Origin of the sequence: Shewanella sp. SR44-3, from assembly GCF_014163735.1 — a bacterium.
Classification (GTDB): Bacteria; Pseudomonadota; Gammaproteobacteria; order Enterobacterales; family Shewanellaceae; genus Shewanella.
In genome coordinates, this window is record NZ_JACJDV010000014.1 from 25,669 (window position 1) to 38,758 (window position 13,090).

Genomic DNA, 13,090 nt, shown 5'->3' on the forward strand with positions numbered 1-13,090 from the left:
ACATGAGTTTATTGCCCCCACAATTACCTTTATTTAGCGATGGCGTGAATCTTTGCCAGCAAGAGTTACTTGCCTGTCAAAATATTGCCCGCGCTATTCCTGAACGCCATGCACGGGCCAGCGCTGCGCTTTCAGGCCACAGAAATAGCAGCATCAAAGGTCGCGGCATGGAATTTGCCGAAGTGCGTCAATATCAAAATAGCGATGATGTGCGTACCATAGATTGGCGGGTCACAGCCCGCACTGGGGTTGCACACACTAAACTCTTTATTGAAGAGCGTGAACGGCCCATTTTGCTACTGCTGGATTTAAGCCACAGCCTATATTTTGGCTCTAGCTTGTTACTTCAGTCAGTGCAAGCGGCGCACCTTGCAGCAACGCTGGGCTGGAGTGCTATCAATCATGGCGATAGGCTGGGCGCCTTGATTGCTAGCGAAACAGAGCATCTTGAACTTAAACCTCGAAGCCGCAGGCAAGGTATTTTACAGCTAACGTCAGCCTTGATGTCGCTGCATCAGAGGCAACTCACTCAAATTGACAACCTAGCCCAAGATCCACAACATATGCTCAGAGCCTGTCAGCGGCTGCAACGTATTGCAAAACCTGGCAGCTTAATTTGGATCATCACAGATGGTCAACATATGTCTGAAGACTGCCTTGGCCCTTTAAGTGAATTATCTCGCCACTGTGATATAGGTGCGTTTGTGATAACCGATCCCCTAAGGGAAGGAAAGCTTGCCCTGCCTAAACATTTCTCTTTGCCCGTCCGCGAGGGCAAGCAACAATTAGAGCTTAATCGACACAGCTATGAGATTTGGCTTAAGCAGCAGCAATCTCAGCAACAGGCTTTTAGCCAACTGATGAAAAAAATCAAAGTCGAGCCTAGATTTATCGACGCTAGTCAGCCCTTAAGTTCGCAATTGGATAAATTACGTTAGATGAAACCTCAAACTGCTACCGATCCGATTTTAGCTCAGCTTGATGACATCATTTTGCCACCAAGTATCAGCGACTTACCCTTAGCTCCGGGTTACTGGTTACTGGCATTTTTGCTGGTACTTGTTATCGGCATGATCGTGCGTAGATTCATGCTTAAACGGCGTTACCATGCCCCTCGTAAAGCCGCTATCGCGCTGTTAAACAGTTATGACATCACAAGTGATGAGTTTGCCGCACAGGTGAACACCTTACTCAAACGTACTGCCTTAAGTTACCTGCCCAGAGAACAACTCGCACGCCTCAATGGCAATGAATGGTTTGAATGGTTAGATAGTCGCATGCCAGCTCCCAATCAACATCAATTTGGGCCTTTATTAATCAAACGCCATCAAGCGCAAGGGCTGACACTCGAAGATAAACAAGCCCTGCAGCGACTGGCTAAAACTTGGTTAAGTCATACTAAACCCTTTGAACAAAACCAAATTGGCAACCCAAGCCATTTTAGCAGCAAAAAGCCTGGAGAATAGTCAATGTTAACCTTAAGCTGGCCTTGGTTATTGGCCTTATTGCCTCTGCCTTGGTTTATCAAAAAATTTCCGCTGTCTCAATCCCAAGGCGGTTACTTGCAATTACCTGGTGCACTCGCCTCCAGTAAACAGCAACAACACAGCCAGCAGCAATCAACACGTAAGCGCTATTGGTTAATGTGGTTATTTTTACTCCTTGCTGTCGCTCGGCCCCAATGGCTTGGTGATCCCATTGAATTACCATCAAAGGGGCGCGATCTCATGCTGGCGGTGGACTTATCTGGCAGCATGCAAATTGAAGATATGGTACTCAATGGTAAAACCGTCGATCGCTTTAGCTTAATACAAAACGTATTAGGAGAATTTATTGAACGCCGTAATGGTGACCGTTTAGGGTTAATTTTATTTGCAGATCATGCTTACTTACAGGCGCCCTTAACCCAAGATAGGCGCTCTATAGCGACTTTCTTAGCCGATGCACAAATTGGTTTAGTCGGCAAGCAAACCGCCATAGGTGAAGCCATTGCTTTAGCGGTTAAGCGCTTCGATCAAGTCAGTGAAAGTAACCGCGTGCTAGTGCTATTAACCGATGGCTCAAACAATGCGGGCAATATCGAACCCGATGTGGCCGCTGAAATTGCCGCCAAGCGCAATGTCACCATTTACACAGTCGGCGTAGGTGCAGAACTTATGGAGCGGCGTACTATTTTTGGTAAAGAGCGAGTTAATCCTTCGATGGATCTTGATGAAGCGCAACTGCAACGGCTCGCCGACATGACTAACGGCTTTTATTTCAGGGCTAAAAACAGTGAAGATTTGGCGCAAATTTACCAAAAAATTGATCAACTCGAACCCGTCAGTCGAGACAATTTAAGCTACCGTCCTAAAAGTGAATTATTTTTCTGGCCATTACTTGGAGCACTGTTTGTGAGCTTGTGGATAAGCTTATCTCAAGTGATAACCTTGCCCAATTGGCTAAAGAGAGGGGTTCAATAATGCCTGTGCATTTTATTCGCCCTGAGTGGCTATTATTGTTGCTGCCATTAGCCTTGTTAAGCTTGCTCACCTGGCGTAAAAAAAATCAGCAATCGGCGTGGCAGCATTATATCGCGCCGCATTTAACCGCAGCCTTAATCAGCCCCAGCATTCAAAGTAGCAAGCATCCCACTTGGGTGCTGGCTGGCGCTTGGTTTATTGCTGTTATCGCAGCAGCAGGCCCCGCCATTAACAAGCAGCAGTTACCCGTTTTTGCTACCGAGCAAGGACGAGTCTTGATCATGGATATGTCATTGTCCATGCTGGCGACCGACATGAGCCCTAACCGCTTATCTCAAGCTAAATTTCGAGCAAGCGATCTTATCAGTCAGCTTAAAGAAGGCGAGACAGGGCTTATTGCCTACGCCGGAGATGCTTTTACCATAAGCCCCTTAACCCGCGATAATGCCACCTTACTGAATTTATTACCGAGTTTGTCCCCTGATATCATGCCTGCTCGAGGCTCTGATCTGTCTAGCGCATTACGCCTAGCACAAAGCTTGCTAGCCCAAGGCGGGCATATTAATGGTGACATTATCGTGCTCACAGATGGTATTTCCAGTAAACAATTTGATAATGCTAAAGCAAGCCTTAAGAACAGCCGCTATCGCTTGTCGATTTTGGCCCTAGGCAGTGAGCAAGGCGCCCCAATTCGCTTAGCGGATGGTCAATTACTCAAAGACAATGTTGATGAGGTGATTATCGCCAAAACCAACTACGGTTTATTGCAAAAACTGGCTCGATATCAACAAGGGATTGTTGTTCCCGCCCAAGCTGATGGCAGCGATCTGAAGCAATTACAGGACTGGCTTGCCACCGATGGTGATGCCAGAGCCACTGAATTAGAAGGTGAAACTTGGCAAGACTTAGGTCCTTATTTGGCGTTACTACTGTTATTGCCTTGCTTGTTAAGCTTTCGCCGCGGATTGCTGCCTTTGATGGCCTTGTTTATGTTTTACCAACCTAGCACAGCACAGGCAAGCCTATGGGATGACCTCTGGAAAACCCGTGATCAACAAGCGATTCAGGCCTATCAAGGTGAAGATTACCAAGTCGCCAGTAGCAAATTTGAAGACCCTCAATGGCGGGCCAGCGCCCAGTACAAAGCCGGCGAGTATCAAGCAGCACTTGAAGGTTTTGAGCAAGATACAAGTGCCGAGGGTTTATTCAATCAAGGCAATGCATTAATGCAGCTAGGTAAGCTCAATAAAGCCATCAAGCGTTATCAAGAAGCCTTGACCCTTAATGCTGACTTCCCTGCCGCCCGCCGTAACTTAGCTATCGCACAGCAAGCTAAGCAGGACAAAACACAGCAAGGAGACAATCAATCCACTGAAGAGGATGGAGCTTCTGAAGACGGCGAACAAGAACAAGGCAGTGACGATAATAATGGCGCGAATACTGAAGACAATGGCGCTAACGACCAAGGCTCGGATTCAGAAAACTCTGATGGGGCAAAATCAGGCTCAAAAGAGAGTCAAGATGGCGACAGCGACTCACAAGACACAGCTCCCAAGCAAGACGACGCTCAACAAGACAGTGAGCAGCAAAGTCCTGAGCCACAAAAAAACCAGTCAGGTCAAGATGATGGCAATAATCCTGATGGTTTAGCTGATGAGCAACAGAGTAAAGACAATGACACTACAAAGCCTGAAAAATCACAAGGCCATAATGCAGATGATGACCAAGCCATCAATGAGTCACAAAACTCACAGTCAGGGCAAACTGAGCCACAAGAGAATGAAGCTAGCATGCAAGCTCAGGTAGATAAATCTGAAACCCCAGTCACGCCCAGCGCAGGACCTGGAGCTGAAGCTTCAGATCTTGAACCAAAAAAACCAGTACAATCTGGACAAATGTTAGCGCCCACTCAAGCGCAAACCGAGGCCTTACCCGCAGATATGGAACGGGCCCTTCGCGCTGTCAGTGAAGACCCTCAAGTATTACTGCGCAATAAAATGCAACTTGAATACCTTAAACGCCGTCAAGAGGCGCAAGCACCTAAGGATGATGAACAGTGGTAACTAAGATGAAGAGATTCTCTGTATTTGTAGGCTATATACTGGGCCTTTTTTTGGCAATACAAGCATCCCCTGCACTGGCATTAACTGAACTATTGGCAACCATAGACAGAAACCCAGTGATCAAGGGCGAGTACTTTGTGCTTAATGTCGTCGCTGATGATGACCTAAACGCCGCCGAGCTTGATACTTCAGGGCTACTCAAAGATTTTTTAGTGGGCCGCACCAGTGTTGGCCGCAGCACCCAAATCATTAACTTTGATACCCGCAGAGAGACTCGCTGGCAAATCTTACTTGCCGCGAAGAAAACCGGCGTTATCACCATTCCTGAATTTACTCTGCAAAATGTGCGCTCAGCACCTATTGTGCTAACCGTCGCCGCCCAGGGAAGTCAGAGTGATGAGTCAAAAAATATCTTCCTTGAAACTGAGGTTTCCACCAAGGAAGCCTATGTTGGTCAGTTAATAAGTTACAAGGTCAAACTCTATTTAGCCCTTGAGCTACAGCGGGGCGTACTCAGTGCCCCCACCCTTGATGGCGCGCAAATAAAACAATTGGGCGATGACAAAGACAGTAATGAAATCCTCAACGGCAAACGCTTTCGCGTTATAGAAAGAACCTACGCCATTATCGCTGATGCCCCCGGGGAGCTTATCATTAATGGCGCCAGCTTTTCAGGTGATGTACTGGTTGAATCCCAAGGCCGTTCGGGAATGTTTGGCTTCAATGAGAGTCGGCCAATGCAGGCATTAGCTGAGCGCCAAGTGATTGCTATTAATGCCATTCCCGCTAGCTTTCAAGGCAAATGGTTTGTCAGTGATTTAGCCTTACTCAAAGAAACCTGGCCCGATGAGCAAACTGAGTTTGAAGTGGGCACCCCCATCACACGTACGGTGACCTTAATTGCGTCTAATACCGATGAAACCAGCTTGCCAGAACTTGAGTTTACCGCGCCTGATGGGCTCAAAATCTATCCAGAAAAGCCTCAAAGGCAAACTTTTGTTCGCGATAATCAAATCGTGTCCCAGTACAGTATCACCATGGCGATTGTGCCCAGTAAAGCTGGTACATTCGAATTGCCAAGCATCAGTGTGCCTTGGTGGAATCCACATTTAAAACGTCAAGAAACCGCCACCTTAGCGGCAAAAGTGTTAACCATTGCTGAAAACCACAATCAGCCTAGCGTACCCAGTATGCAAGATTATGCTAAAGCTAGCTCAAGCAGTTTCCCATGGCACTGGCTGAGCGCCTCTTTAGCACTGCTGTTACTCACCGCATTAATATTATGGCGAAAAAGCCTTAATAATATTCAAAAATTACAGCAGCAACTCAACGCAGCTCAATTAGCCCGTGGCCAAGTTGTCGATAGTAATGCTAAGGTTAAAGCAGGCCAGCCCACAGCTAAGTCCGCGCCATCCAATGCCGCGTCTACAATACCATCAGCACAAGTTGCAGCCGATAAAATTAACCTTAATGCCATTGAGCAGTCACTAATAAACAATGAAATAAGCCAAGCATTAGGATTGATCCAAAGCTACGTGAGCCATATCATGGGGCAAGCGATGACCTTAGCGCAAATCAGTGCGCTGTCAGAACCATTAGGCCAAAGCCTTAGCGATCTGCAAGCGCAAAAATACGCCAAAAGCCATCAGCAACTTGATATCAAGAAACTCATCCAAGAACTGAAGCAACTTTCAGTGGTGAATAAAACCCCGAAAAAGTCGCTAATTTCTGAATTAAATCCTTAATATTTTATCCCAAGCAAGGGAAAAACCAATTTTCCCTTGCTATTCACCCCCATCCTTTTAAGCTGTCTGGCATGTATTATTAGAAAAAAATCATAATATGTTCGATAGCATTCGAAAGAAAAAGTCTGACCCCACGGTCATATCTGACATGCTAACTAAACAACGACGTTACGACAGCCTTGTCAGGGCACTTCATAGTGATTTATTTCGCTACGCCTATTGGCTGTGCGGCAATCGACACGTGGCTGAAGATATCACTCAAGAAACCTTCTTACGGGCATGGCGCTCGCTGGACTCCCTTAAGGATGATAAAGCCGCTAAAGCATGGCTTATCACCATTTTGCGACGGGAAAATGCGCGCCGTTTTGAACGTAAGCAGTTTGATTATTCAGATGTGGAGCAAGATACTCTTGAAGATCATTTGTCTTCAAGCACCGAAGATCAAACCGAGCAATATTGGCTACGACGTCAAATTGGCAAGCTTGAAATGGAATATCGAGAACCACTGCTGCTACAACTTATCGGTGGTTTTAGCGGTGATGAAATCGCTAACCTATTAGAGTTAAATAGAAATACTGTGATGACGCGGCTTTTCAGAGCCCGTAATCAATTAAAAGACGCATTAGAAGCACCAGATGTAAGAGGTCAATCAAATGGATGATCTAGAATTTCGTCGCCATGCCTATGGCGAGCCTAGCAGTCAAGATGAGGATTTTCTCCATCATCTCAGCCTTAATCCCAAGGATGCGGCGCTAGTCAGAGAATTAAACAGCTTAGATGCTAAATTATCTCAGGCACTCAAAATTGATGTTGCCGATGATTTTGCCGACAAAATCCTGTTGCGCCAACAGATATCTCAACATCAAACACAGCGCAAGACCACAGGTTATATGATGGCCATGGCCGCTTCAGTGGCCTTTGTGGTCGGGATAAGCTTTAGCTTATTAAAGCTAACACCGGTGAATTTATCCGACAATGCCCTCGCTCATATTTATCATGAGCCAAGGGCGCTGAGCATGGATCAAAACCTCGCCTTTGAGGACGTTAACTTTAAGCTTGCTGGACTCACAGGGATGCAAAATGCCAAGTTCGTTCAGCAGCCAGGGAAGATATTCTTCACCACTTATTGTGATTTCCAAGGAGTGCAAGGCTTGCACTTAGTGATGCAAGGCGCGCACGGCAAAGTGACAGTGTTTATCGTGCCGATTGAGAATCGCATGGTGATGGAAGAGCATTTTTCCGACACTAAATATCAAGGGCTTGGGTTTCAAACCGCCGGCAGTTACATGCTGCTTGTGGGCGAGCAAGCGCAAGATCTTAAGCAAGTTAAAACTGAAATAGAAAATACCTTTATTTAACTCGCCTGACTGACTTAGGCTTAAAAAGCAGGCAGCTCATATTGAGCAGCCTGCTTTTTTGTCGCACCCATTGATGATTTTAAACATCCCACATCACCAACCTCATCCCCATAGAACCAACAAATGCATAACCAAAACAAATCGATATAGATTATCTCAAACCTACATCAACAGGTCTGCTGACTGGGATTGCAACTCATTTACTTAATGCAATTGATATGACTTCTGTTAGCATATAAAAAAACCTATAAAACGGATCTTCTATGACGATTGAAATGCCTATTTTTATTACCTTTTTTGGCTACCTCGCCCTGATGATGGCCATTGGCTTCTGGGCCTATAAAAAAACTGATACTGTTGGTGATTATATTCTCGGTGGTCGCAAAATGGGCCCAGCGGTGACCGCACTGTCTGTCGGTGCATCTGACATGTCAGGTTGGCTTTTATTAGGCTTGCCTGGCGCAGTTTACCTAGGTGGGCTGGGCGAATCCTGGATTGGCTTTGGTCTTGTATTTGGTGCTTGGCTCAATTGGCTTTTTGTCGCAAAGCGTTTACGTATTTATACCGAGCTTGCTGATAATGCACTAACGTTGCCTGACTTTTTTGAAAAACGCTTTCACGATCCTAAAGGTATCATCAGGTTACTATCAGCCATTACTATTTTAATTTTCTTCACCTTTTATGCCTCATCAGGCATGGTGGGCGGCGCCATATTATTTGAAAAAGTGTTTGGACTCGATTACACCACAGCACTGCTTATTGGCTCATTCATCATAGTTTCCTACACCTTCGTAGGCGGTTTTTTTGCGGTCAGCTGGACCGACTTTTTCCAAGGTTGCCTAATGCTTATCGCCTTGGTATTCGTGCCTGTGGTGATTTTTAGCGAACCTCAAATCCAGCAAAACTTCAGCACTATTGATCCAGCCATGCTCAGCTTTTTCAACGCCGAAACCAGCCTAATTGGCTTGGCTTCATTACTGGCGTGGGGACTAGGTTATTTTGGCCAGCCGCATATATTATCGCGCTTTATGGCCATAGGTAAGGTATCTGACTTGCGTTTATCACGCCGCATTGCCATGGCGTGGATGGTGTTAGCCCTCATAGGCGCCCTTGCAACGGGTATCGCAGGCAGCTTGTATTTCGCTAATAATCCTATCGAAAATGCCGAAACTGTGTTTATTCAGTTAACTCATGCTGTGTTTAACCCATGGATAGGTGGACTACTTATCGCTGCGATTCTTTCTGCGATTATGAGTACTATTGACTCACAGCTGCTCGTTTGTTCTAGCGTTGTCACCGAAGATTTTTACTTAAAATGGTTGAGACCACAGGCAAGTGATAAAGAACTCATTCTAGTGGGTCGTTTTGGCGTGATAGCAATAGCCTTAGTTGCAGGCGCTGTAGCATTAGATCCACAAAGCAGCGTGCTAGGTTTAGTCAGCTATGCCTGGGCCGGATTTGGCGCCGCATTTGGACCCGTGGTGCTGTTATCCCTGTTTTGGCAAGGTTACAGCCGCAATGGCGCCATCGCGAGCATACTTGCCGGCGCCATAACCGTGGTGGTGTGGAAACAGCTTTCAGGTGGAATATTTGACCTCTATGAAATCTTACCCGGTTTTGCGCTGGCCTTAATTTGCGGCGTGGTATTCAGTAAAATATCGCCACCAGCGCCATCAACAACCGAAGGCTTTAAGGCATTTAAAGCCTCGCTATAAACTTAGCCTAGTGAATTAGTGGTAAGCTGGTAAATACAAACAGCCTCGATATATTAACTATAACGAGGCTGTTTTTTATCTTTACGCAAATAGTCATGCCACCAAGCTTATACTATATAGTTCTAACGATTAAGATGAGTAGGCTTTGAGCTCGCTTGTTTGGTCAAGCGACATTCTTGCCTTGTACTGGCGCTTAGTCACTAGTATTGGGTACTTGGCACCTGCTATGTAAAGTAAAACCCGTTTATTAAGGCGACATTATGAACAATTCATACTTTAACTTGTCAGATAACGGCTTCTTCAGCTCATTAAGATGACCAAGGAGACTAAAAATGTATTGCAGCGGGGACTGGAAAATATCCAGCATCCTGTTTCCAATTTCATTCGTGCCCAAACAACCTCAAGCCTGTTTCTGCTTGTGGCTACCCTCTTAGCTCTCTGGTGGGCCAACTCTGCTTATGCCGCCAGCTATCAGACGTTAATCCATACTCAGCTTGGATTCTTTGTCGGAGAATTTGAGTTAAAGGCCTCCCTAAAACACATCATCAATGATGGTTTAATGGTAATATTTTTCTTCTTGCTTGGGCTTGAAATTAAACGAGAAGTGATAGCCGGCGAGCTCGCTCAAGCGAAGAATCGGCGTATGCTGATTATTTGTGCGCTGGGTGGAATGGTATGTCCCGCGCTGATTTACTCTGGATTTAATTGGTCACTCGATTCGCAGATTGGTTGGGGCATTCCCATGGCCACAGACACAGCATTTGCATTGGGTGTGCTTACCCTAGTGAGAAAACACATACCCGCGAGCCTAGTGGCATTTATCGTCGGTCTAGCCATAGTTGACGATGTCGGTGCAATATTGGTTATCGCGATATTTTACACTCAAGAAATCTCTGTAATGCACCTGTTAAGTGCCTGTGCGCTGATTGGCTTTTTAGGCCTAGCCAATTATGCAGGCGTTCGCCAACCGCTATTCTATTTTATTATCGGCATAGCAGCATGGTGGGCCATGCTCAAATCTGGGGTACATCCCACAGTCGCTGGGGTCTTAATAGCCTTGACGATCCCCGCGCAACCTAAGCTGGCGTCCGGAGAATGGTTAGCAATAGCGAAATCAATCATAAGCGCAATTCAGAATAAATCGAAAAATATGGATGTGCTCGGCAACAAGGGACATCATGAACAAGTGCTGAAGGTACGCGATTTTGCAGAGCGAGCCAGCACTCCTCTGCGCCGTTGGGAGGATGCCCTGGACTTGCCTGTGGTACTGTTTATCTTACCTTTATTTGCCCTTGCCAATGCGGGGGTCGTCATCAGTTCAAGCTCATTTATCCAGAGCCTACAGCATCCTGTGGGCTTAGGGATAATTTCAGGGCTCATTGCAGGTAAAATTATTGGTATATCAGGCGCTTGCTGGCTTGCACTTAGATTTAATATTGGCTGTTTGCCCGATAAGGTTGATTTAAAGCATGTGATTGGTGCATCACTCATCGCGGGAATAGGTTTCACCATGTCGACCTTTATTGCCACCTTAGGGTTTGGCGATCAAGACACGGCATTACATATTGCTAAAACATCAATTTTACTCGCCTCAGTCTTAGCTGCCATTCTAGGCATTCTTTACCTTAGGTTTATTTCAACAAAAATCAGCCGAAGCGTCTGATGTAAAGGACTCATAAATGCCGCAATCAAAATAATCATGCCAGCCACTATAAAACTATCACATAATGTACTTCTGCTATTCGCTCATGCAAGATTTAACTGCTTTGCAGCAAGAAGGCCAATATAGGATAAATTTATGTCAGCTGATTGGTTAAATAAACCAATCAAAGCTGCTACGCATTGTTAATGCTTATCCTACCTAGAAGCGTAATTGGGCATTCTAGATGACTCACCAAATAATGATATTTTTATCCTGAAAATTTTTTAGCGACATGGGCCACACGTTGTCCTAAGTAATGTGCTGTCATCAAATCAGTGTCATTTAATACCCCATCCTTTGAATGGGCAATTAAACCCGATTGCGCCCCAAGCCTGTTGCGGTTCTGTGGATCGCAGTTGCCAGGAATGTCTAAACTTGCCCACAACATGCCATGCTGATTGGCAAAAACCTGTAGATATTGAATGGTATGCAGCTGATCCCCGCTCAAATTCGAGCCAATCGTAAAGCCAGCAGCGACTTTATCGGACCAAGCTTTTTCAGCCCATAACTCACCGGTTGCATCTGCAAACGCTTTAAATTGTGCTGACACACTGCCCATAAAAGTCGGTGAACCAAAGAATCACTAAACGAAGGCTATCAGAGGGCTATCTATTATAAAACAACAACATAATGCACTTTCTGTTTGTGTTCAAGAAGTCACTCGCTAAGCCCATGACTTTGATCCAAGCCAAGCTTGGACATCTTCAATGCAGGCTGAAAAAAACAACCCCATTAGTGAGGTAGATTCAAGTGTATAAGGGAATAAAAAAAGCGATGAGTTATTGTCATCGCTTCTTGTCTGTTCAAAGCAGATTAATCGTTAAAGATATTTATTCACAATATCTTGATAAGCTGTCGTGGGGGCTCCTGTATTAACACTGAGGCTATCGAGGCCTGACTGCAATGCGTTAATAGTGTCATCACTCACATCTTTGCTAAAAGCATAATAAAGTTCGGCTTCTTTAAGCACATGAACAACTTCATAGTCAGAATTATCTATCCCCTGACTTTTAATAAACCATCGAGCGACATTTTCTTCATAAGCCCAGAGCTGTACTCGATCGGCTTGTAACTTTTTAACGATTGCATTGGCATCAGTGCCAAGTTTAATTAACGATGCCGATATTCCTAACTCTTTTAGCAACTGTTCACCCACATCATCTCGAATAGCCCCTATGGTGTAGTTATTTAAATCAGCCGCCGAACCAATTTTTATGCCACGTGACTTTTTGGATAAAACAACAACCCTGGTCTTTGAAATTGGCCCGACCCATTTAAATTGATTTTCTCTTTCAGCTGTACGGGTCGTTGAAAACAAACACAAGTTAGGACCATCTAGCACGGCTCTATAGCCACGAGCCCAAGGTTGAATTTTAATATCACCCGCAGACATAGGAACACTTTGTTGTTTCATAGCCGCAATCAGTAGATCGATGGCAATGCCTTTATTCGCGCCCGCATCTTCGTAATTGTAGGGCGGATAGACTTCACTGATGAACTTAACTTTACTTAAATCGTTAGCAGATACTGGGTTTAACAAGAACAGTGAAATTAACAGTACACTGCTTAAAAATAATAGATCACCAATGATGAATTTTATTTTATTAGACATGAAATTAACTCCAACAGTTAGGCTTACTGACACAGTTTTTAAAGATTAGGATAGATTTATGATAGTGTCCACGCGGAGCGAAAAACTAACCTGACAAGCCTATTTTAATTTAAATAACCAGGATATTTATCCCAGCTCCAACGGGAATTGAGCAGAATCTAAAGCTGATGATCTTCCATGAATGGGCTAACGCGTAACCCCCTACAGGCAAAGTTCACATTGAGGCATAAACGCGCCAGAACTTACATTATGATGGCAACTGAATGTCCAGATTAGCGTTTAAGGGGAATTATTTTACGCACGCTTCCAAATTGAGCTTTCAATATCTGCTTTATTCTGCTGACTCATCATTCATTACTAACATAGTGATCTTTATCACCTTTTTAACTAACACCTGTAAGCTTAATTAAATTCAAGAACAAACAACATGATA

10 protein-coding genes and 1 pseudogene are annotated in these 13,090 nt (G+C 45.0%); 9 read left to right on the forward strand and 2 right to left on the reverse strand.

The window, feature by feature from the left end; genetic code table 11:
• Positions 1-2: 2 nt before the first annotated feature.
• From H5073_RS09365 to nhaA, 9 genes are all read left to right on the forward strand, one after another.
• Positions 3-938, forward strand: coding sequence for a DUF58 domain-containing protein (locus H5073_RS09365; RefSeq protein ID WP_182679187.1), 936 nt, complete (start codon positions 3-5; stop codon positions 936-938).
• Entirely contained in the window at positions 939-1,466 is a 528-nt protein-coding gene (locus tag H5073_RS09370; RefSeq protein WP_182679189.1) for a DUF4381 domain-containing protein, read from the forward strand.
• A 3-nt stretch (positions 1,467-1,469) separates the two neighbouring features.
• Positions 1,470-2,462, forward strand: coding sequence for a VWA domain-containing protein (locus tag H5073_RS09375; protein ID WP_182679191.1), 993 nt, complete (start codon positions 1,470-1,472; stop codon positions 2,460-2,462).
• A complete protein-coding gene (locus tag H5073_RS09380; protein ID WP_182679193.1) occupies positions 2,462-4,525 on the forward strand; it encodes a VWA domain-containing protein in 2,064 nt (687 codons plus the stop codon). Before H5073_RS09375 ends, H5073_RS09380 begins: the two co-directional genes overlap by 1 nt.
• 5 nt (positions 4,526-4,530) lie before the next feature.
• Positions 4,531-6,270, forward strand: a complete 1,740-nt coding sequence (locus tag H5073_RS09385; RefSeq protein ID WP_220488024.1) for a BatD family protein — start codon at positions 4,531-4,533, stop codon at positions 6,268-6,270.
• 97 nt (positions 6,271-6,367) lie between these two features.
• Complete coding sequence (locus H5073_RS09390; RefSeq protein ID WP_182679197.1) at positions 6,368-6,931, forward strand: sigma-70 family RNA polymerase sigma factor; 564 nt, start codon at positions 6,368-6,370, stop codon at positions 6,929-6,931.
• Positions 6,924-7,628, forward strand: coding sequence for a DUF3379 domain-containing protein (locus H5073_RS09395; protein ID WP_182679199.1), 705 nt, complete (start codon positions 6,924-6,926; stop codon positions 7,626-7,628). Before H5073_RS09390 ends, H5073_RS09395 begins: the two co-directional genes overlap by 8 nt.
• A 263-nt stretch (positions 7,629-7,891) precedes the next feature.
• Entirely contained in the window at positions 7,892-9,343 is a 1,452-nt protein-coding gene (gene putP, locus H5073_RS09400) for a sodium/proline symporter PutP (RefSeq protein ID WP_182679201.1), read from the forward strand.
• A gap of 313 nt (positions 9,344-9,656) precedes the next feature.
• Complete coding sequence (nhaA, locus tag H5073_RS09405) at positions 9,657-11,006, forward strand: Na+/H+ antiporter NhaA (RefSeq protein ID WP_182679203.1); 1,350 nt, start codon at positions 9,657-9,659, stop codon at positions 11,004-11,006.
• Between the two features lie 247 nt (positions 11,007-11,253).
• Here the strand turns inward: nhaA and H5073_RS09410 are convergent.
• Positions 11,254-11,610: pseudogene (locus H5073_RS09410) on the reverse strand (flavodoxin family protein); the annotation flags it as partial.
• A gap of 255 nt (positions 11,611-11,865) precedes the next feature.
• Positions 11,866-12,657 carry an ABC transporter substrate-binding protein gene (locus H5073_RS09415; protein WP_182679205.1) on the reverse strand — a complete coding sequence of 264 codons (792 nt, stop codon included), beginning with the start codon at positions 12,655-12,657 and terminating at the stop codon, positions 11,866-11,868.
• Positions 12,658-13,090 lie beyond the last annotated feature (433 nt).

Coding starts and splice junctions, on each gene's coding strand:
- H5073_RS09365 (WP_182679187.1), top strand. CDS start 3: ATGAGTTTATTGCCCCCACAATTACCTTTATTTAGCGATGGCGTGAAT.
- H5073_RS09370 (WP_182679189.1), top strand. CDS start 939: ATGAAACCTCAAACTGCTACCGATCCGATTTTAGCTCAGCTTGATGAC.
- H5073_RS09375 (WP_182679191.1), top strand. CDS start 1,470: ATGTTAACCTTAAGCTGGCCTTGGTTATTGGCCTTATTGCCTCTGCCT.
- H5073_RS09380 (WP_182679193.1), top strand. CDS start 2,462: ATGCCTGTGCATTTTATTCGCCCTGAGTGGCTATTATTGTTGCTGCCA.
- H5073_RS09385 (WP_220488024.1), top strand. CDS start 4,531: ATGAAGAGATTCTCTGTATTTGTAGGCTATATACTGGGCCTTTTTTTG.
- H5073_RS09390 (WP_182679197.1), top strand. CDS start 6,368: ATGTTCGATAGCATTCGAAAGAAAAAGTCTGACCCCACGGTCATATCT.
- H5073_RS09395 (WP_182679199.1), top strand. CDS start 6,924: ATGGATGATCTAGAATTTCGTCGCCATGCCTATGGCGAGCCTAGCAGT.
- putP (WP_182679201.1), top strand. CDS start 7,892: ATGACGATTGAAATGCCTATTTTTATTACCTTTTTTGGCTACCTCGCC.
- nhaA (WP_182679203.1), top strand. CDS start 9,657: ATGACCAAGGAGACTAAAAATGTATTGCAGCGGGGACTGGAAAATATC.
- H5073_RS09415 (WP_182679205.1), bottom strand. CDS start 12,657: ATGTCTAATAAAATAAAATTCATCATTGGTGATCTATTATTTTTAAGC.